The organism is Bacillus sp. ISL-46, from assembly GCF_018613205.1.
In genome coordinates this window covers 92,529-112,005 of record NZ_JAGGQR010000027.1, presented here as the reverse complement: position 1 = coordinate 112,005, position 19,477 = coordinate 92,529, and the positions used below count along the sequence as shown (strand labels likewise).

Sequence of the window (19,477 nt, the reverse complement as noted above, 5' to 3'; positions counted from 1 at the left end):
AAAGGTCAGAGTATACTATCGTCATAAGGTCAAATATAGTCAAAGTCAAAGTGAAAATATGAATCTTTACAAGGAGGTAATTTGCTTATGCTTTGTCAACAATGTAATGAGAACCATGCAAACATTCAATTAAATATGATTATTAACGGACAACGTAAGGAAATCAAACTCTGTCACGAATGCTATACAAAAGAAAAGCAAACTTTAGGTGCAAGTTTTGGTCCAAAGATGAATTCTTATCCAAGCTTCCCATTTGAAAATCTGTTCATGAATAACGCTTCTCATGATAAGGATGATAGCATTCAACCTACACAACAAACAGGAAGAAAAACCGGAAAAGGTGGCTTTATTGACCAATTTGGACGTAATTTAACCCAAATGGCAAAAGCGGGGTTGATAGATCCTGTCATCGGCCGCGATGAAGAAGTAAAGCGTGTCATTGAAATACTAAACAGACGAAATAAGAATAATCCGGTATTAATTGGTGAACCAGGGGTCGGGAAGACTGCAATTGCTGAAGGTCTTGCCCAGAAAATTGCTGAAGGAGATGTCCCAGGTAAGTTACGGGGTAAAGAGGTATATTTGCTTGACGTCGCTTCCCTTGTTGCCAATACAGGAATCCGTGGCCAATTTGAGGAAAGAATGAAGCAAGTCATTTCCGAATTACAGGAGCGGAAAAATATTATCCTTTTCATCGATGAGATTCATCTGCTAGTAGGTGCTGGCTCTGCTGAAGGCTCTATGGATGCCGGCAACATTTTAAAGCCTGCCCTTGCTCGTGGAGAACTTCAGGTGGTTGGTGCAACCACATTAAAAGAATATCGCCAAATCGAAAAAGATTCTGCTCTGGAACGGCGCTTCCAACCAGTTCATGTACTTGAACCGACTGCAGAAGCTGCGATTGATATATTAAAAGGGATACAAAAGAAGTATGAGGATTATCATGAAGTCGTCTATTCTGATGAAGCAATCCTTGCCTGTGTTCAATTGTCTCAGCGCTATATTCAAGACCGCTTTTTACCTGACAAAGCCATCGATTTGCTTGATGAAGCTGGTTCGAAATTAAACCTAGTTTCGGATTATAAGAGCAATGAACAAATTGAAATACGTCTAAAAGAGATTGCTGCTGAGAAGGAAGAAGCACTTAAAAATGAGCAGTATGAAAAGGCAGCATCCCTTCGCGATGAAGAAACAAACCTTGAAAAGTCTTTACATTTAATATCAAGCTCTGAAAGACCCATCGTTGATGTAGGGCTTATACAAGAAATCATCGAACAAAAAACAGGGATACCTGTTGGAAAGCTGCAACAAGATGAGCAGCTAAAAATGAAGGCATTAGAAGAAAATCTTAACCAAAAGGTTATTGGCCAGGAAAAGGCTGTAAATAAAGTTTCTAAAGCGATTAGACGTAGTCGGGCCGGTTTAAAATCAAAGCATCGCCCAATTGGTTCCTTTTTATTTGTTGGACCAACCGGCGTGGGAAAAACAGAGTTAACCAAAACGCTTGCTGAGGAATTATTTGGTTCTAAGGATTCGATGATCCGTCTAGATATGAGCGAATACATGGAAAAACACAGCGTCTCCAAATTAATCGGCTCACCTCCTGGCTATGTAGGTCATGAAGAGGCCGGACAGCTAACCGAAAAAGTGAGGAGAAATCCATATAGCATTATTTTATTAGATGAAATTGAAAAAGCACATCCAGATGTCCAGCATCTGTTCCTGCAAATTCTTGAAGATGGCCGACTCACAGACAGTCAAGGAAGAATTGTCAGCTTTAAGGATACTGTTATCATTATGACAAGCAATGCTGGTGTGGGCCACAAGACAGTTCATGTTGGATTTGGTACAACAGAGGCGATCGAAGAAGCAAGTATACTTGACTCGTTAGGCGGCTTCTTTAAGCCAGAATTCTTGAATCGTTTCGATAGTATCATTGAATTCAATTCACTCGGTAAAGAGCATATTCTCTATATTGTCGATTTAATGATTAGTGAATTACAAGAAACACTTACTGAGCAAAAGATTGAATTAACCATTACAACAGAAGCAAAAGAAAAACTAGCTATGCTTGGGTACCACCCCGCATTTGGGGCACGCCCGCTCCGCCGCGTAATCCAAGAAGAACTTGAAGATAAAATTGCTGATTTTATCTTAGAGGAACCAGATACTAAAAAATTATCTGCCGTTGTTGAAGAAAATCAGCTCAAAGTAGTTTCTAAAGTAACTTCTCTTAAATAGGTCAAAAGCGAAGCCGTTTCTTGAACGGCTTCGCTTTTTTCATTTAACTATAGATTTTTATCATCCACAGATTTTAACCAATCATCAATTACACCCACAACTGACTCTACACAACCAACTTCAAAAGGAGAGATTAGATTTGCTGCCTCGACTAACTTTGTGAATGACATACTCCCGCCTAGCTTACAAAGCTTCACATAATCTGCCCAAGCTTCATCTTGATTCTCTCTTGAACGCTTCCAGAATTGGAAAGCACAAATTTGGGCGAGCGTATAATCAATATAGTAAAATGGCGAATTATAGATATGCCCTTGGCGCTGCCAGAAGCCGCCATTCTCTAGGTATTCATTTCCGTCATAATCTTTATGCGGCAAATATTTTTTCTCAATTTCACGCCACTGGAGCTTACGCTCTTTTGGAGTAGCTTCTGGGTTTTCATAGACCCAATGTTGAAATTCATCAACCGAAACCCCATATGGCAAGAATAATAGGGCATCACTTAAATGTGAAAACTTGTATTTATCGGTGTCTTCCTTAAAGAACAAGTCCATCCATGGCCATGTGAAAAATTCCATACTCATCGAATGAATTTCACATGCTTCATAGGTTGGCCATGCGTATTCGGGAATCTCAAAATGACGGCTTGAATACACTTGGAAAGCATGACCTGCCTCATGTGTCAGGACATCAATATCCCCGGACGTTCCGTTGAAATTAGAAAAAATGAAAGGTGCTTTATAATTCTCTATAAACGTACAGTAGCCTCCGCCGGCCTTACCCTTCTTGGCAACAAGATCCATCAAATGATTATCTTGCATATAGCGAAAAAATGCCCCCGTATCTTCTGAAAGATCTTCATACATTTTTTGTCCATTTTCTATGATCCATTCCGGAGTACCTTTTGGAGTGGCATTACCAGATTGAAAATTAAAGCTTTCATCATAGTACTTTAATTTATCCAGTCCGATTCTTTCTTGTTGACGTACTTTTAATTTTGTCGCAATCGGAACAATGAAATCCTGTACTTGACTACGGAAATTGGCGACCATCTCAGCATTATAATCTGTTCTCATCATTCTGTAATAACCAAGTTCAACAAAGTTATTAAATCCAAGTGACTCAGCAATTTCTGTCCTTACTTTCACCAGATCATCATAAATTCGATCAAACTCTGCTTCATGTTCAACCATAAAACCAAATTTCGCTTCATTGGCTCGTTTTCTCATTTTTCTGTCAGTCGACTGCGCGAATGGTTCTAATTGTGCTAATGTTCTCTCTTCCCCTTCGAATTCTATCTTTGCCGAAGCCATTAGCTTCGTATATTCCGTTGATAGGCGATTTTCCTTCTGAAGTAAGGGCACAATTTCAGGTTTAAATGTTTTAAGTTGTCCTTCAGCCAGGGCAAATAGCTGCTTTCCCCATTTCTCTTCTAATTCAGGACGGAACTTAGAATTTACAAGCACTTGATAATACTTAGTTACTAACCCTTCAACTTCAGGCTGGATTTCATCCATAAAATCTTGTTCATCCTTATAAAACTCATCATTTGTATCAATAGAATGACGAATATAACAAAGGTTGAACATCGTACCTAGATCATTTCTTAGCTTATTAATCTCATTCATGACCCTGCTTTGCTTTTCAACTGATTCTGCATTTTTTAGGCTCTCAAGTGCCAAATGAAATTTTTCTGTTACCTCATCTAAATCCGGACGTATGTATGTATAGTTCTCAAACCCCATTGAACCATCCCCTTTTTATACTTTGCTAATATTCCAATCTATTTTATTATATACTATCCACTAACATTCCTAACTACAAAAAAAATACGACCCAATGGCCGTATTAGAACTTACCAGCAGGCAACCCTAGTTTTTTCAACAGGTCAATTGCTTCTAGTTTTTCAGTTTCAGTCAGTGATGACATGAGTTTATCAATTTGCTCAGCATGTTCAGGAAAAATATCCTGAATAAACATTTTCCCATCTTCAGTTATTTGTGCATGAGTGACTCGTCGGTCCTTCGGACAGGCAATTCTTCTTAACATCCCTTTTTGTTCAAGTTTGTCGACCACGTAAGTAATGCTTCCGCTTGCAAGTAATATTTTCCCGCCTATTTGCTGCATTGGCTGGTCACCTTTATGGTAAAGGAGCTCCAAAACTGCAAATTCAGTTGGATTTAAACCACTGGCCTGGATCACTTTATTTACATGCTCGTTAATTGCTTTATACGCTCTTGAAAGGACTATAAAAAGCTTTAATGAATTAGCAGTTGAATTATTTTCCATAAAAAACTCATCCTTTTAGGTTTATAAATTAGACTTACTTTGAGGTATCAATATGAATAAAATATCTTGATTTCAAGATTATTATAAAAAAATTTTTAAGAAATGTCAATTCACCCTAAAAAAATCAGGAATATTTCGTATCCAAGTGAAATAGATGCATGATAGGAATTTTTTTATTAAATGGCTTTGTTAAAGGTCATTGTTGATTTAAAGCATACGTTGATTGGAGCGGAAGGCGCGAAGACTCCTGCGGGAGGACGGGGCAGGGGAGACCCCGCAGGTGCTTAGCGCCGGGGAGGCTCCCAGGACCGCCCGCGGAAAGCGAAGCGCTTGGAGCGGAAATCAACGGCCAAGTTTGACAGAGCCTATAAAATAAATAAAAAATAAAATATTTCTTATTTTTATGGTTCGGTAGTAAGATATGGTTATAAAAAAATTTAGTATTTTAATAAAGAAGGGATTATTATGAGTTCACAAGCTGTTTTACCTGCAAAGGCTCCAAAGTCTTCTGAATCAACCATGTATAAAATTCTTTTTATTATTGGATTGTGCCATTTATTGAATGATGCAATTCAAGCTGTGGTGCCAGCCATGTTCCCTATTTTAGAAAAATCAATGGGGCTAAGTTTTACCCAGCTTGGAATCATTGCTTTTTCCCTAAATATGGTCTCATCTGTTTTGCAGCCAATGGTCGGCTACATAACTGACAAGAAACCAATGCCTTTCGCACTGCCGATCGGACTGACTTTCACGTTAGTCGGTATTCTTGGATTAGGGTTCGCTTCAAACTTTGGACTAATTGTCTTGTCAGTCCTTTTCATCGGTCTGGGTTCAGCAGTATTTCACCCGGAAGGTTCCCGGGTTGCGTATATGGCTGCAGGAAATCGACGCGGACTGGCACAGTCGATTTATCAGGTCGGTGGAAACACGGGTCAAGCATTGGCTCCACTGATAACTGCACTAATATTGGTTCCACTGGGGCAGATTGGTGCATCCTGGTTTACGATTGTGGCAGCACTAGCTGTGATTTTATTAATTTATATTGCAAATTGGTATAATCACAGGTTGATAGCTTCCCCAAATATACTAAAGAAAAAGAGATCTAGCTCATCTAACAATGTAGCAATAACTAAAGAGGTAAAAAATACCTTAGCATTGATTTTATTATTAATTTTTGCAAGGACTTGGTATTCTTCTGGAATTACCAACTTTTATACCTTTTATGCGATAAAAGAATATGCCCTTACGATTAAGCAATCACAATTATTCCTGTTCGCTTTTTTAGTTTCCGGTGCCGTCGGTACTTTTTTTGGAGGTCCTCTTTCAGATCGGTTTGGAAAAAAAACAATCATTTCCTTTTCAATGTTAGCAACGATTCCTTTTTCAATTTTAATTCCACAGGTACCACCAACGTTGGCATTTATTTTCTTAATACTTACTGGGTTTATTTTAATGACTAGTTTTTCTGTAACGGTAGTATATGCACAGGAATTAGTCCCGGGTAAAATTGGGACGATGTCTGGATTAACAGTAGGACTTGCGTTTGGAATGGGTGCAATTGGTTCTGTAGGACTCGGTTATATAGCAGACTGGATTGGATTACAGTCGATGATTACATGGCTCGGTGTACTTCCGATTTTAGGCTTAATTGCGTTTCTCCTTCCAACTGACCAAAAGGTTAAAGAATGGAATCAAAAGTAAAATAGGATGGGCCAGAGGCCCATCCTTTATTTTATGTCTTGGATTTTACGGTATAATTCTTCCTTCTCCTCTTCTGTAAGCATTCTTTCAGCCATTGGGAACAAAACATTTTCCTCTTTGGAGAAATGCTCTGTTAAGATAAAGTAGGCATTTTGAATTAGTTCAGCTGTTTTTTTCGTTTCTTCCGTAGATACAAGACCACTTTCTGCTTTTCCAAGAAATTCTCCAATATTTGCTTTTGCCTGATCATGTTCATATTCCATAACAGCTATTGGTCCAGATGTCGTCCCGATATATACACCCATCATAGGAAAAAGAACGCCTTCTTCTCTTTCTGAATGAGGGTCCAATGCTGCTTTAAATTCTTTTACTTTTGTAATTAATGCAGCAAATAGGTTATGAATTTTTGACAGTTTCATGAAAACTCGTTAATTTTTTTAAAAATTTTAACATTTATCACACAAAAAAAGTTTAAATGTTTCATATAATAGAGATAGAACATAAAAGGGAGGGAAAAAAATATGAAAACCCCAAATTATCACGACTTTTATCAAAAGGCATTAATACCCATTGGTGTAAATGACCTAGTTTCCTTACAGGAATCCGCAGCATACTACCCTAACTCACCTTCGACACATTGGCTTATTGCCGTAGAAGGGGTACAACTCCCACAGTCAAAAATATACTATCATTGGAAAGTAAGTATATATCCTGCCGATAGTGAAGGTGATTTCAATTGGAAAAAACCATATTATTGCTCACCGAGTATGGAGTTAATGGATCATGCGAACTCATTTGCATCTTCGCTTGTCACAGCCAGCAAAAACGATAAACTTTCCTCAGCTACCATACTAGAGAAAATAAGCTAACCCCCTAAAAACTTACCTTCTGCTTCACCTTCTTTTTACGTTCACTTGTGAAATAACCCACATATAGTATTATTAAAATATCTACATAAATTAAGGAGCTGTTTGCATAAAACGCAAACAGCTCCTTTTTTATTTCCAATTTACGCTAAACGGAATACAATCCCGTGTCCGCCTTTTGGATATTCCCATTTAATGTTCTGGTATGGGCAGCCGATCCGGCAGCTTCCACATTCATGGCATCCTTCGTAGCCAACCTGCATCCGTGTTCCTTCCCACTTATAAACCTCCGCTGGGCAAAATACTGTACAAATTTTATCGGGACATTTTGTCATGCATACGTCATGATCCATCACGGTCAAATGAGACTTTGTATCACACTTAAAACGGAGCAGATACTGTTTTTCCTCGATATTCTTCGTTGACATTATTTCACCGCCTTCCAAGCACGATAGATATCTTGCAATACTCTAATTGTTCCTCTTTCCGCAGTTACACTCTTCATTATTTGTTTTTGTTTTTCACGCTTAGGAGTCCCATCAACTGTAAAGAATTTGCTCATCGCTTTATTCATCATTGGAACATATTCATTAAAGTATTGTGGGTATTTCTCAAACGTATGTGCAGCATCCTTGTACTTCTCTAAATCCTTCATTATGAAACTACTATTAAGCGCGTCACGGTAGCTATTTAAGCTTGATTCACTGAAGTCCCCACTTTTATGTGCCTGAACTACGGCTTCAGCAGCCATCTTTCCTGATGACATCGCCATGTTCGAACCTTCACGATGAATGGCATTTACTAGCTGTGCTGCATCACCGACGACAATAACTCCATTACCAGCTACTTTCGGTACCGAACGATAACCACCTTCAGGAATAAGATGAGCAAGATACTCAGCAGATTCCCCACCCGCAAGCATTGGCTTGACCATGGGGTGAGTTTTTAAGTAGTCTAGAAGCTCATATGGCTTGATTTTCGCTTTTATCATGCTCGATAGTGTTGTACCAACTCCGATATTCAAGCTCTCTTTATTCGTGTAAACAAAAGCGGTTCCAAGATTACCCTTTGTTGAATCACCAAAGATTTCAATTGTACAACCCTGGTTATCTTCCAAATTAAAACGGTCATTTATTTTTTCTTTTGGTAAATTAACAACTTCCATTACTGTTAAGGCTACTTCATCTGGACGAAATTCTTTATGAAAGCCTAACTGTTTTGAAAGAAGAGAGTTAACACCGTCGGCAAGCACCACGACATCCGCATATACCTCTCCATTCGGACGATCGGTACGAACCCCGACAACCTTGCCATTTTCAACGATACATTCAGTTACTACCGTTTCATTAATAAGTAATGCCCCAGCGTCTACTGCCTTTTTAGCAAACCATTGGTCAAACTGAGCCCGAAGGACTGTAAAGTTATTATATGGTTCCATACCCCATTCAAGACCTTTATAGCCGAATTGAACGACAGATTCCTTATCCATCATCCAAAAGCGCTGTTCAATGACAGGTCTCTCAAGTGGTGCTTCTTTCCAAAATTCAGGAACTAATTCTTCCATTTGTTTGCGGTACAATACTCCGCCCATTACGTTTTTTGCTCCTGGGTATTCTCCACGTTCAATAAGCAAAACGTTTAGTCCATTTTTGGCACACGTGAGGGCACATGCACTTCCTGCTGGACCTGCCCCAACGACAATCACATCAAATTTTTCATGCATAGCTTATTTCACCACCTTTTTCAGTTCTAAGCTGCTTAAATTCCTCGATAAGTTTTGGGAGAATTTCCATAGCATCTCCTACGATTCCATATGTGGCAACATCAAAAATTGGTGCATTTGGATCTTTGTTTATAGCGATAATTAAATCAGAATTTTTCATGCCGACAACGTGCTGAATTGCACCAGAAAGTGCAATAGCAAAATAAATTTTTGGTGTAACTGTTTCACCAGTTTGGCCAATTTGAAGATGGTGTGGCATCCAGCCTGCTTCAACCACATCACGAGTACCTCCAACAGTCGCTCCAATCGTTTCCGCAAATTCATAAAGGAGCTGGAAGTTTTGCACATCTCCCATTCCTTTTACTCCACAGACGATTACATGTGCATCAGCTAGATTGACCTTTTTTGTTACGTCATTCACAATTTGTAACACTTTTGTACGCATGTCTTCTTCTTGCAGTGATATTTTTTCTTCAATAATCTTACCTGTTCTTCCTGATACCGGTTCTTGTGCCTTCATTACCTTTGGTCTGACGGTTGCCATTTGCGGGCGATGTTTTTTACATAGGATTGTCGCCATGATATTACCGCCAAAGGCAGGTCTGCTTGCTTCTAGTAATCTATTATCAACATCCACATCAAGCATTGTAGTATCCGCAGTTAATCCTGTGTTTAAATCTGTTGCTACGGCACTAGCTAAATCTTTACCGTTTGGTGTTGCGCCATAAAGGATAATTTCTGGCTTATATTTTTCAGCGAGGAGCATTACGCCCTTCATATATGATTCAGTACGGTAATTCTTCAATACAGGGTGGTCGACCAAGTATACGATATCTGCACCATAAGAAATAATTTTATTTGCTAAAGGTTTTACTTCATTGCCTAGTAAAAAGCCCGCTAAAGGAACTTGTAATTTATCCGCTAGTTTCCTTCCAGCACCAAGTAATTCTAGAGAAACGCCTTCTACTTTACCATCGTTTTGTTCGATGAATACCCAGACTCCCCGATAATCGTCTAGATTCATGTATATTCCCTCCCATGACAAAAGATAATCGTTATTATTTAGATGATTGGATTGTTAACAGGTCCTTTTTCTCCATCAACAACGCCATTAGCTGGTTAACCTGTTCATCACTAGTACCCTCTAGTCTTTTCCCGCCTTCTGGACGTGGTGGCGTAAACATTTTTCCAACAATGGTTGGTGAACCTTTTAGTCCAAGTTGTGACCGTTCTACATTTTCAAAGTCACTTACTGCCCAAATAATTGGTTCGTACCTTGCCGCTTTAATCATGTTCGGCATTGGCGAATAGTCGATCTCATTAATTTCTTTTTCAACCGTCAATAAACATGGAAGATTGGATTGAATCAATTCATAGCCATTGGTTAATTTCCGTTTAATAAGAACGGTGTTTTCTTTCTGATTGACTTCAGGCACTTCAATTACATTAGTTATTGGCGGGATATCCATTCTTCTTGCAATACCAGGTCCAACTTGTCCTGTATCACCATCAATCGCGTGCTTCCCACAAATAATCATGTCAACTGGGTGTTCCTTATTGATTTTTTCTAAAGCTTTCGAAAGCGCATAACTAGTTGCCAGTGTATCTGCCCCTGCAAAGGCACGGTCAGAAATTAAATATCCTTTATCAGCACCTATTTCCACACTTTTCTTGATAATATCAGTCGCTTGCGGTGGTCCCATTGATAAGACGGAAATGGTACCTCCTGTTTTTTCCCTAATTTTTACGGCCTCCTGAACTGCATGGGCATCGTAAGGGTTCAAGATGGCTGGTGCACTGCGACGGTCGAGTGTGTTGGTTTTAGGATTAATTTTAATAATTTTTGTATCTGGTACTTGTTTGACACATACGACAATATGCATGTAGGACTTTCCCTCCTCCATATGATCTGAGATTATTGAAAGCGTTTGCTTCCTATGGTTTAAAAATGCTTTTATTTACGATATATGAATCGCAACACAAGCATAGTACCAAACAGTGATAGTTTTCTTTTTTTCTTTCTCGATTTAACCTAAAACTAGTGATCATTTAATATTCTTAAAAATCTTATGCAGTAGCTAAGTAGTAGTTTGTAAAAGTTGAAGTTATTACAGTTTGTGGTAAGATATGTAGTTAATCGTGATGTGAATATTAGATAAAGTAGTACTAATATAACTATATGAAATATTAAGATATAAACAATGATAAAAATCACAGCTACTGTCTAATATTGTAGATATTTGATTTGGATTAATTGGACAAGAAAGGAGATGTGTGATGACTGAAGTTATTTTTGGAAGTGTTCTTTCGGCGTTATCTACGGGGGCAGGGGCACTAATTATACTATTTATTCCTCATTCCATTACACATCGTTGGAAGGATGTTTTATTAGCATTTAGTGCAGGAATTATGATGGCAGCTGCTACGATTGGGTTGATCCCTGAGGCATTAAGAACAGGAGGCTTTGGTTCACTTTTTGTAGGAGTTTGTTTAGGAGTATGGGTGCTGACTCTTTTGGAAAAAAATATCCCTCATATTGACTTACAGCATAACAAAAAGGGAATTCAATTTGATGAGAAGGCGTTGTTAATTATATCTGCAATTACCCTTCATAATATTCCTGAGGGATTGTCAGTTGGCGTAAGCTATGCATCCGAACAGGGGGAAACTGGAAATTTAATTGCTTTAGCAATTGGGTTTCAAAATGCGCCGGAAGGCCTACTTGTCGCATTATTTTTAATCAATCAGCGAATTAGTAAACTGAAGGCCTTCATTATTGCAACCTTAACTGGAGCCATTGAAATCATTACTTCCTTTTTAGGGTATTTTTTAACCTCATTTGTTCAAGGGCTAGTCCCCTATGGTCTATCATTTGCTGCTGGTGCCATGTTATTTATTATTTATAAAGAATTAATTCCTGAAAGCCATGGCGACGGAAACGAGCGGGTATCCACCTATGCGTTTATCTTGGGGTTGCTTGTCATGGTGTACATTATTGATATTTTTTCATAAGTAATTATTTTACTAATCGGTTGAACAAAAAAAAATATCACTCTCTTACATAATTATCATTAGACTAAAACCTTCGGCCAAATCATGATCATTTGTTTAAAGGCAAATTTAATTTCTTCATTTGGCCTGGAGATTTGGTCCATTACTTTTTGATACTCATTTATTAATTCATCTAGCTCCTGGCTATATTTTATTGTCATCTCATTGGTAAATCCCTGTGTATTGGCGCTATTTATCATTAATTCCCTTTTAGCCTTTATCTCTTCAATCATTTCATTATGGGTATTACTATACTCGCACACAATTATCCCCCTACCTCTTACTCTATTACTGTAAACAACGAAAAATTAGACTACTTGATGAATTATGACAAGAATTTTTATAAAAGTAAACACAATCGCAAAAGTAGACAAAACATTCTATTTCTTTCGTTTTTCGACAAATTCCTCAAATAAATTCTTGTTTTTACGACAAAATTCATCTAGTTTGCAAGCGCTTTATTCTATTTCACCATACTTATATACATAATAAAAAAACTGGCTTGCAATAATCTGCAGCCAGTTTTAGTATCTGTTATTGATTTACTTCTTCTTTTTCGTAAATAGGTACCCATCCCTCGGTGGTAACAAAAATCCTTACAGCAACCACTTTCCGATCTTCTTCAAGGGTAAAATAGTGCCTTGTATTTTCAGGTACAGAAATCAAGTCTCCTGGATTGAGATGTACTTCAAAGAACTCACCATCTTTACCTTGGATAACAAAGACACCGTGGCCGCTGACTATGAAACGAACTTCATCATCTGTATGATGATGCTCATTTTTAAAGTTTGTCAGTAATACATCCAAATTTGGAGTATTTTCTGATAAAGAAATGACATCTTTCGCTTTGTAGCCACGTCTAGCAGAAATATCTGCGATTTCGCCTTCAAATGCAGCTAGAATTTCTGCCTTTTCTTCATCGCTTAAAAGATACTTTTCTACTAGTTCAGCGGGAAGCTTACTAATATCCCAATTTTCATAAATAACTTCCTGCGACTCCAGAAAGCTTGCAACCTCTTCTTGTTCATGAATTTGCTCTTCTCTGGTTTGAAAAGTAATATATGCCATTCTTCATCATCCTCTCATTTTTAATATTTTTTACACTAGTTTAAACAATTGATATGGTTTATGCTCTAGTAAGCGTAATTGGTAGCGGAATAAAAACTCTGACGCTTCAAGGATTTTTTTAGCCTCAAAGGCATTTCTCCCCCATACCGTTATTCCATGGTTGCGAATCAAGATAGCTCCAGTATCTCCTGAAACATGTTCAGAAAACTTATTGGCAAGTGTCGGGATATGGGCATCATTCCGAATGATTGGTATTGTTAAGACTGCGTCCTCTTCCCACTTATCAAAAGCCTTGATCAACTCTTGGCCTTTAAATGTGACCTCACCATTATCACCATAAACTTCTGAGATCACATTATTATCAATCGTATGCACATGGAGACTGCAGCCAGCATTGGTTCGACGGTAAATTTCGACATGAAGAAGTGTCTCTGCTGAGGGCTTTAAATGTGTTTCTTCAACTGCACGGCCAAATTCATCAACGAGTAAAAAATCTTCATCTGTTCGCTTCCGTTTATCCTTTCCACTTGCTGTTACTAAAAATTGAAGCGGATGATTACTTACTTTAATCGCCAGGTTACCGCTAGTACCCATAAACCAATCACGCTCAGCTAACTCATCCTTTACATCGGCTAATTCGTTCCATCTTTCATTTAGCATGTTAGTTCATCCACCTCAATTCTTTTGTTAATCTCCTCGATACAATCGAAAAAGGAAGTAAATCCTTGATGATTGATTCCCCATTCCACACATTTTTCCTGAAGTAAATCTCTTGCTAACACAAAGTCCGCATGTTTTGCTGCCTCGAGATCGGTTACCGAATCTCCAATAACAATTTTGAAACGGTTTTCCTGAGTGTTTAATTTACGAATAATACTTGGTTTACAACATCCGCAATCATTGTTACATAATGAATCACATTCATTCGGCCATAGAATTTTTATTCTCTCGTCTGTAAAATCCGATTCATTGCAATAAACTCCATCAAATGGACCATATTTCTCCAAGATTGGATAAACAAAGAAGTCAATACCGCCACTAACAATGTAAAATGGAATACCTTTTGCACGCGCAAATTCAACAAACTCTCCAAATCCTGGGCGAATCTTTGCATTTTCAATCGCAAACTCAGTCAGTTCATCCTTTAACCTACTTGGTAATAAGGAGAATAGTTTCCCAACTCCCTCATTGATCGAAATCTCACGTGAGAGGATTTGATCTTTGATCCGTTCCCACCCTTGAGGAGCAAACTTTTCCATCATGCTAATGATGTTATCACTTTCAGTTACCGTTCCGTCAAAATCACAAAAAATCACTGGTTTTGTCATACGGTCACCTCTGCATTACCCCATAGTTTTAGTGCCGTATGGAGCTCAGGATGCTGTTTTGCACCTTCGGCTAATAATTTTCCTTTAAGATTGGTATCAATCGCTTGACGGAACGCAAGGCCCCCTCCGCGTGCACCCTCTGGATGGCCATGGACCCCTCCGCCTGCATTAATGACAGAATCATTACCGAAGTCACGAATTAATAAAGGAACCAAGCCTGGATGAATTCCCGCTGATGGAACTGGGAATGACTTTTTAAAGGCATCTTCTACGGTTAACTCACTTGCAATCGACAGTGCTTTCGTCTTCTCTAACGCCACGGTTCCATATGGGGATGGGAACAACGATAAATCAGCACCAGCATAACGAAGCAACTTTCCAAGCAATAATGAATGGGATAATCCATAAACTGGAGATGATGTAAAAGCACCACTAACTGCAGGATGTGCCATAAGCGGTAAGGCAATTTCATCGTCTTCTCTTAATTCCTGCAGGACGTCTATGCCATAGGAAAACACATTAAACAGTAAGAGGTCCGCTCCAAGCTCTGCAGCCTTCCTTGCTTTTTCCTTCAGCTGCGATGTTCTACCCGTTAGGTTAACTGCATACAAAGTTCGATGTCCTGTTTGGTCAAATACTTCTTGCAATGCCTTTTTTCCTTCGACAATTCTTTTTTCAAATGGTGTCAGCTCATTTTCAAAAAGGATTTCATCATCCTTCACAAAATCTACACCACCAAGGGCTTGTTGCTTTAATTGCTCAACTAAAAATGCGAGATCTTTACCGAGCACTCCTTTAAAGATACTCATTAAAAGCGGTCTATTATAAACGTTTAATTTCTTCCGAAGACCTTCAATTCCAAACCTTGGGCCAGGGAACTGACTCTTTAATCCATCATCAAACTGCAAATCTAGTAATTTTATTTTTCCATCTAATGAAAGCTTACCGAAAACGGTTGTTAAAATAGCAGGCAGGTCATTAGAAAAATTAATCGCTGGATAGGCTATGCGGATTAAAGATTGGTCACCTTTTTCTGCAGGTATCGTTTCAACTGATACCACACTGCCTTTATGCTTGCGTAATTGGCTTTGCTCTAGTTCAGGCAAGTTCGTCCATGAACCTACAGTTAATCCAAGTGCAATCTCTTCAGCCTTTTTGGTTGGTTTTTTTTCATCATGCAGTAAATATGTAGCAATTATTTTAGACATTCAAAAACACGTCCTTTCAAAAAACATAAAAACCTCTTCAACAAAGAAGAGGTTAGCCGCAAACTAACATCTTCTCATCTATCAGCTTGTTGCTGCAAGAATTAGCACCGTGCCTAAAACTGGTTTAAGTCGGTTGCCGGGCTTCATCGGGCTTTTCCCTCCGCCTGCTCTTGATAAGAAAACGATTCGTATTTTATAAAGTTTTTAATGTTGTTTAACTTTAATTTGCATTATCTCAAGAAAAATATAAAATGTCAATCGATTTAACAGAATATTTCCAAACGACTAATTCTTTCAACAGCTTCGGCTAATCGTTGTTCTGATGTTAATAACCCAACACGGACATATCCTTCTCCAAATTCTCCAAAGCCAATTCCCGGTGCAACCATGATATGTGCTTGTTCGAGTAAAATGTTAGCAAATTCCTCAGATGTTTTGCCCTCAGGAACTTTGAGCCACGCGAAAAAGGAACCCTTTGGCGCGGTGACCTTCCATCCCAATGAACGAAGCCCATCAATCAATACATTACGTCTTCGCTCATAAAGATCGTTTAGTTCCCGTACACAATCCTGAGGGCCCATTAAAGCCTCAGCCGCTGCCTCTTGTACAGCTCCAAATAAACTAACATAAAGATGGTCCTGTAAAAGTTCAATGCTTGAAATCACACTCTCATTCCCAACAGCAAAACCAACACGCCAGCCTGCCATATTAAAGGTTTTTGATAAAGTATATATCTCTATCCCAACCTCTTTAGCCCCTTCAACCTGCATAAAACTTATTGGTTTTTCACCATCGAAACCAATAGCACCATAGGCAAAATCATGAACAACACAAATATCATGATCTCTAGCTAGCTTAATAGTCTCATTAAATAATTCATGAGTAGCTGTAGCTCCTGTTGGATTATTAGGATAATTGAGGAACATTAACTTTGCTTTTGATAAAACAGACTTATCCAGTTCGCAATAATCCGGTAGAAAGTTATTTTCCTCTCGTAACGGCATCGTAACCATTTCAGCTTTTGCAAGAGCAACCCCAGACCAATAATCCGGGTAACCGGGGTCAGGTACAAGGATGGTATCCCCCGGATTTAATATGCATTGAGGAATTTCGACAAGTCCTGCTTTACCCCCAAACAAAATCGCCACTTCTTTATCCGGATCAATGGTCACTCCATATTCTCTTAAATAAAAATCAGCGGCAGCCTGTTTTAAATAACGATGTCCCTGAAAAGGAGAATATTTATGATTTAATGGATTCGCTGCTGCATCTTGAAGTTTTTTAACAATATGAGAAGGCGTTGGCTGATCAGGGTTGCCTTGCCCTAAATTAATCACATCAAACCCTTGTGAAATATATTCCCCTACTTTTTTAACAAGTGAAGCAAAAAATTGCTTCGGAAGACTAGTTAATAATTCTGATGGAGGAAATTGCTTCATTGTTCTCACCTGCTTAATTTTTTATAAGAATCATTGTGAAATTCTAGTCACAAATGATATAACTTTTATAACGGCTTGTAAAGAAAAAATTCCGAAATTTCAAACGAGGTGAAGATTCGTGAAATTAAAAATTTCATGTCTGCAAATGGATATCGTCTTCGGTGATCCCAATAAAAACTACCAAACTGCCGAAAGACTCATTGAAAATGCACTGACTGAACAACCCGATATCATTGTCCTTCCGGAACTATGGACAACGGGATATGACTTGACGCGCCTGAATGAAATTGCAGACCCAAAAGCAGTACAAACGATTGAATTTCTCAGAAAAGCAGCACAACAAAATCAGGTTCATTTCGTTGGCGGCTCAGTTGCGAACCGTGAAGAAACAGGAGTAAAAAATACTCTCCTCATCATCAATAAAGATGGCACGCTTGTACACCGGTATAGTAAACTACATCTTTTTAAACTCATGAATGAGCATGTTTTCTTAGAGCCTGGCGCCGAGAAGGGACTTTTTCAACTTGATAATCACCATTTTGCTGGGGCTATCTGTTATGATATCCGGTTTCCAGAGTGGATACGCGCTCACACATCCGAAGGTGCAGAAGCACTGTTTGTTGTGGCCGAATGGCCTGCACCTAGATTGTCCCACTGGAGGGCCCTTTTAATTGCAAGAGCAATTGAAAATCAATGTTATGTAATTGCCTGTAACCGTTCTGGAAATGACCCGAATAACCATTTTGCTGGTCACTCGATGATTATTGACCCGTGGGGTGAGGTTATTGCTGAGGCTGGAATGAAGGAAGAAATCCTATCGGCTGAAATTGAGATGGACATAGTCAAGGAGGTCCGTAAGCAAATTCCTATTTTCACGGATAGAAAACCAGAATTCTATAAATAATAATTTTCAAAAAATATTGACACTTTCTCTTTGTTACTGATATGATTTTTACCAGTTAAATAGATTTTCTCTTATCATGAGCTGGCTGAGGGATTTGGCCCTTTGAAGCCCAGCAACCGACCGGAAACCCATTGAAATGGGGCGCTTTTTGCGCCGGGGATCCCCCTTTAAGGCACGGTGCTAATTCCAACAGAAGGATTATCTTTCTGAGAGATAAGAGGTGCGACAGACAATATTGTCTATCAGCCTCTTTCAGATGAGAAAGAGGCTTTTTTAGTGCCTGCGTGCATAATTAAGCCTCCCAAAAACGAGGAGGAACCATAATGAGTCTACTAAAACAAAAAACATACCAGCCTTTAACAAACGAGAGTGCAGTTGAACTGGCACTTGAGTTGAAAATTTTTGACCAGCATGCAAAACTTTCCTGCAAGGAGATTGGCGATGGGAATCTCAATCTAGTCTTTCATATTGTTGAAGAATTAGATGGAAAAAGTGTTATTATCAAACAAGCTCTCCCTTATGCAAAGGTAGTTGGCGAAAGCTGGCCATTAACTTTGAAAAGAGCAAAGATTGAAGCGGATGCCTTAAAAATTTTCGGACAGATTGCTCCAGATTATGTGCCCCAAGTTTTTTTCACAGATGATGTCCTAGCTGTAACCGTAATGGAGGACCTTTCCCATCTGTCAATCGCAAGAACTGGCTTTATCAAAGGAGAAACCTATCCATTAATTTCAAAGCATCTAGGTGAATATCTTGCAAAAACATTATTTTACACTTCTGATTACGGATTAACCCCTTCCGTAAAAAAGGAATATGTACAACAGTTTATCAATCCCGAGCTTTGCAAAATAACTGAAGATTTAATCTTCACCGATCCTTTTATTGATGCAGAAACCAACGATTTCGAGGAAGGACTGCGTCCTGTCGTCGAAGAGCTTTGGCAGGATGATGAACTAAAGTTTCATGTAAATATTTTGAAGAAATGCTTTTTAACAGAGGCTGAAGTTCTCCTCCATGGTGATCTTCATACCGGAAGTGTTTTTGCCGATAATTATGAAACAAAAGTAATCGATCCCGAATTTTCTTTCTACGGACCAGCTGGATTTGATATCGGCCAAGTAATTGCAAATCTTCTCTTCCAGGTAATAGCAAATGTTGAAGAACGTGATCTATTCCTCAATCATATTGAAACGGTATGGAGTGTATTTGAGGATCAATTTACACTATTATGGAATACGGAGAATAAAGACGATTACGCTAAATCCTCTACCTTTCTAAACTATAATTTAACTAAGTTTTTTGAGGACTCGATCGGCTTTGCCGGCTGCGAATTAATCAGAAGGACAATTGGTCTTGCTCATGTTGCTGATTTAGATGGGATCGAGGATGCTCAAACTAGATTCACTGCAAAACAGAAAACACTAGGTCTTGGGAAAGTCCTAATCAAACAACGAAAAGAAATCAAAAATCTTACTGCTTTCATAGCAACTGTAAAAGAAACACTTTAATATAGAAAAAGCAATCCAACTCGGATTGCTTTTCTAGTCAAGTTAAAATATATTGGCTTTTCAACAGGTCAATTAGCAGGCACAAATATTTAATGAAAAATAGGTAGGTTAGACTCAGACAAAATAAAAAATTGCCGAGAAAAAATACCCTTTC

The 19,477-nt window shown here is 38.6% G+C and carries 18 protein-coding genes, 1 pseudogene and 2 riboswitches; of the genes and pseudogenes, 6 read left to right on the top strand and 13 right to left on the bottom strand.

Annotated elements, in window-relative coordinates; all coding sequences use genetic code 11:
* Positions 1 to 87: 87 nt before the first annotated feature.
* Positions 88 to 2,241 carry an ATP-dependent Clp protease ATP-binding subunit gene (locus J7E67_RS15575; RefSeq protein WP_214732309.1) on the top strand — a complete coding sequence of 718 codons (2,154 nt, stop codon included), beginning with the start codon at positions 88 to 90 and terminating at the stop codon, positions 2,239 to 2,241.
* Positions 2,242 to 2,288: 47 nt separating this feature from the next.
* Here the strand turns inward: J7E67_RS15575 and J7E67_RS15570 are convergent, their stop codons facing one another.
* Complete coding sequence (locus J7E67_RS15570; protein WP_214714692.1) at positions 2,289 to 3,983, bottom strand: M3 family oligoendopeptidase; 1,695 nt, start codon at positions 3,981 to 3,983, stop codon at positions 2,289 to 2,291.
* A gap of 103 nt (positions 3,984 to 4,086) precedes the next feature.
* Positions 4,087 to 4,527: a MarR family winged helix-turn-helix transcriptional regulator gene (locus J7E67_RS15565; protein WP_214732308.1), complete on the bottom strand. Its 441-nt coding sequence runs from the start codon at positions 4,525 to 4,527 to the stop codon at positions 4,087 to 4,089.
* Positions 4,528 to 4,992: 465 nt separating this feature from the next.
* Between J7E67_RS15565 and J7E67_RS15560 the strand changes: the two genes are divergently transcribed.
* Positions 4,993 to 6,228, top strand: a complete 1,236-nt coding sequence (locus tag J7E67_RS15560) for an MFS transporter (RefSeq protein ID WP_214714694.1) — start codon at positions 4,993 to 4,995, stop codon at positions 6,226 to 6,228.
* Between the two features lie 26 nt (positions 6,229 to 6,254).
* On the opposite strand, the pseudogene J7E67_RS15555 reads toward J7E67_RS15560, so the two are convergent.
* Positions 6,255 to 6,584, bottom strand: a pseudogene (locus J7E67_RS15555) (hemerythrin domain-containing protein); the annotation flags it as partial.
* A gap of 165 nt (positions 6,585 to 6,749) precedes the next feature.
* Here J7E67_RS15555 and J7E67_RS15550 point away from each other — a divergent pair.
* Positions 6,750 to 7,097 carry a hypothetical protein gene (locus J7E67_RS15550; RefSeq protein ID WP_214732307.1) on the top strand — a complete coding sequence of 116 codons (348 nt, stop codon included), beginning with the start codon at positions 6,750 to 6,752 and terminating at the stop codon, positions 7,095 to 7,097.
* A gap of 140 nt (positions 7,098 to 7,237) precedes the next feature.
* Here the strand turns inward: J7E67_RS15550 and J7E67_RS15545 are convergent, their stop codons facing one another.
* The 4 genes from J7E67_RS15545 to J7E67_RS15530 are packed head-to-tail and all read right to left on the bottom strand — an operon-like array spanning position 7,238 to position 10,700.
* Positions 7,238 to 7,522 (bottom strand): ferredoxin family protein, encoded by a 285-nt coding sequence (locus J7E67_RS15545; RefSeq protein WP_168242623.1) that lies wholly within the window; start codon positions 7,520 to 7,522, stop codon positions 7,238 to 7,240.
* Positions 7,522 to 8,817 (bottom strand): FAD-dependent oxidoreductase, encoded by a 1,296-nt coding sequence (locus tag J7E67_RS15540; RefSeq protein ID WP_168242622.1) that lies wholly within the window; start codon positions 8,815 to 8,817, stop codon positions 7,522 to 7,524. The genes J7E67_RS15545 and J7E67_RS15540 overlap by 1 nt, the downstream gene beginning before the upstream one ends.
* Entirely contained in the window at positions 8,810 to 9,841 is a 1,032-nt protein-coding gene (locus tag J7E67_RS15535) for an electron transfer flavoprotein subunit alpha/FixB family protein (protein WP_214732306.1), read from the bottom strand. Before J7E67_RS15535 ends, J7E67_RS15540 begins: the two co-directional genes overlap by 8 nt.
* Before the next feature lie 34 nt (positions 9,842 to 9,875).
* Positions 9,876 to 10,700 (bottom strand): electron transfer flavoprotein subunit beta/FixA family protein, encoded by an 825-nt coding sequence (locus tag J7E67_RS15530; RefSeq protein WP_214714699.1) that lies wholly within the window; start codon positions 10,698 to 10,700, stop codon positions 9,876 to 9,878.
* Between the two features lie 394 nt (positions 10,701 to 11,094).
* Between J7E67_RS15530 and J7E67_RS15525 the strand changes: the two genes are divergently transcribed.
* Entirely contained in the window at positions 11,095 to 11,829 is a 735-nt protein-coding gene (locus tag J7E67_RS15525; protein WP_214714700.1) for a ZIP family metal transporter, read from the top strand.
* 59 nt (positions 11,830 to 11,888) lie between these two features.
* On the opposite strand, the gene J7E67_RS15520 is transcribed toward J7E67_RS15525, so the two are convergent.
* The 6 genes from J7E67_RS15520 to J7E67_RS15495 all read right to left on the bottom strand — a co-directional run bounded on the left by J7E67_RS15520 (position 11,889) and on the right by J7E67_RS15495 (position 16,911).
* The gene (locus J7E67_RS15520; RefSeq protein WP_214714701.1) at positions 11,889 to 12,131 is read right to left on the bottom strand and encodes an aspartyl-phosphate phosphatase Spo0E family protein; all 243 of its coding nucleotides are present in this window, start codon (positions 12,129 to 12,131) and stop codon (positions 11,889 to 11,891) included.
* 271 nt (positions 12,132 to 12,402) lie between these two features.
* Positions 12,403 to 12,936: a 1,2-dihydroxy-3-keto-5-methylthiopentene dioxygenase gene (locus tag J7E67_RS15515; RefSeq protein WP_214714702.1), complete on the bottom strand. Its 534-nt coding sequence runs from the start codon at positions 12,934 to 12,936 to the stop codon at positions 12,403 to 12,405.
* A gap of 30 nt (positions 12,937 to 12,966) precedes the next feature.
* Positions 12,967 to 13,596: a methylthioribulose 1-phosphate dehydratase gene (locus J7E67_RS15510; protein ID WP_214714703.1), complete on the bottom strand. Its 630-nt coding sequence runs from the start codon at positions 13,594 to 13,596 to the stop codon at positions 12,967 to 12,969.
* Positions 13,590 to 14,264 carry a 2-hydroxy-3-keto-5-methylthiopentenyl-1-phosphate phosphatase gene (locus J7E67_RS15505; protein WP_214732305.1) on the bottom strand — a complete coding sequence of 225 codons (675 nt, stop codon included), beginning with the start codon at positions 14,262 to 14,264 and terminating at the stop codon, positions 13,590 to 13,592. Before J7E67_RS15505 ends, J7E67_RS15510 begins: the two co-directional genes overlap by 7 nt.
* Positions 14,261 to 15,472, bottom strand: coding sequence for a 2,3-diketo-5-methylthiopentyl-1-phosphate enolase (gene mtnW / locus J7E67_RS15500; RefSeq protein WP_214732304.1), 1,212 nt, complete (start codon positions 15,470 to 15,472; stop codon positions 14,261 to 14,263). The genes J7E67_RS15505 and mtnW overlap by 4 nt, the downstream gene beginning before the upstream one ends.
* A 71-nt stretch (positions 15,473 to 15,543) precedes the next feature.
* A riboswitch (SAM riboswitch) is annotated at positions 15,544 to 15,652 on the bottom strand.
* 83 nt (positions 15,653 to 15,735) lie between these two features.
* On the bottom strand, positions 15,736 to 16,911 hold the full coding sequence (locus J7E67_RS15495) for a pyridoxal phosphate-dependent aminotransferase (protein WP_214714706.1): 1,176 nt from the start codon (positions 16,909 to 16,911) through the stop codon (positions 15,736 to 15,738).
* A gap of 118 nt (positions 16,912 to 17,029) precedes the next feature.
* Between J7E67_RS15495 and J7E67_RS15490 the strand changes: the two genes are divergently transcribed.
* Entirely contained in the window at positions 17,030 to 17,815 is a 786-nt protein-coding gene (locus tag J7E67_RS15490; RefSeq protein ID WP_214732303.1) for a carbon-nitrogen family hydrolase, read from the top strand.
* Positions 17,816 to 17,883: 68 nt separating this feature from the next.
* Positions 17,884 to 18,035, top strand: a riboswitch (SAM riboswitch).
* A 103-nt stretch (positions 18,036 to 18,138) separates the two neighbouring features.
* Positions 18,139 to 19,323 (top strand): S-methyl-5-thioribose kinase, encoded by a 1,185-nt coding sequence (gene mtnK / locus J7E67_RS15485; protein WP_214714710.1) that lies wholly within the window; start codon positions 18,139 to 18,141, stop codon positions 19,321 to 19,323.
* Positions 19,324 to 19,477: the final 154 nt, after the last annotated feature.

Coding starts and splice junctions, on each gene's coding strand:
- J7E67_RS15575 (WP_214732309.1), top strand. CDS start 88: ATGCTTTGTCAACAATGTAATGAGAACCATGCAAACATTCAATTAAAT.
- J7E67_RS15570 (WP_214714692.1), bottom strand. CDS start 3,983: ATGGGGTTTGAGAACTATACATACATACGTCCGGATTTAGATGAGGTA.
- J7E67_RS15565 (WP_214732308.1), bottom strand. CDS start 4,527: ATGGAAAATAATTCAACTGCTAATTCATTAAAGCTTTTTATAGTCCTT.
- J7E67_RS15560 (WP_214714694.1), top strand. CDS start 4,993: ATGAGTTCACAAGCTGTTTTACCTGCAAAGGCTCCAAAGTCTTCTGAA.
- J7E67_RS15550 (WP_214732307.1), top strand. CDS start 6,750: ATGAAAACCCCAAATTATCACGACTTTTATCAAAAGGCATTAATACCC.
- J7E67_RS15545 (WP_168242623.1), bottom strand. CDS start 7,522: ATGTCAACGAAGAATATCGAGGAAAAACAGTATCTGCTCCGTTTTAAG.
- J7E67_RS15540 (WP_168242622.1), bottom strand. CDS start 8,817: ATGCATGAAAAATTTGATGTGATTGTCGTTGGGGCAGGTCCAGCAGGA.
- J7E67_RS15535 (WP_214732306.1), bottom strand. CDS start 9,841: ATGAATCTAGACGATTATCGGGGAGTCTGGGTATTCATCGAACAAAAC.
- J7E67_RS15530 (WP_214714699.1), bottom strand. CDS start 10,700: ATGCATATTGTCGTATGTGTCAAACAAGTACCAGATACAAAAATTATT.
- J7E67_RS15525 (WP_214714700.1), top strand. CDS start 11,095: ATGACTGAAGTTATTTTTGGAAGTGTTCTTTCGGCGTTATCTACGGGG.
- J7E67_RS15515 (WP_214714702.1), bottom strand. CDS start 12,936: ATGGCATATATTACTTTTCAAACCAGAGAAGAGCAAATTCATGAACAA.
- J7E67_RS15510 (WP_214714703.1), bottom strand. CDS start 13,596: ATGCTAAATGAAAGATGGAACGAATTAGCCGATGTAAAGGATGAGTTA.
- J7E67_RS15505 (WP_214732305.1), bottom strand. CDS start 14,264: ATGACAAAACCAGTGATTTTTTGTGATTTTGACGGAACGGTAACTGAA.
- mtnW (WP_214732304.1), bottom strand. CDS start 15,472: ATGTCTAAAATAATTGCTACATATTTACTGCATGATGAAAAAAAACCA.
- J7E67_RS15495 (WP_214714706.1), bottom strand. CDS start 16,911: ATGAAGCAATTTCCTCCATCAGAATTATTAACTAGTCTTCCGAAGCAA.
- mtnK (WP_214714710.1), top strand. CDS start 18,139: ATGAGTCTACTAAAACAAAAAACATACCAGCCTTTAACAAACGAGAGT.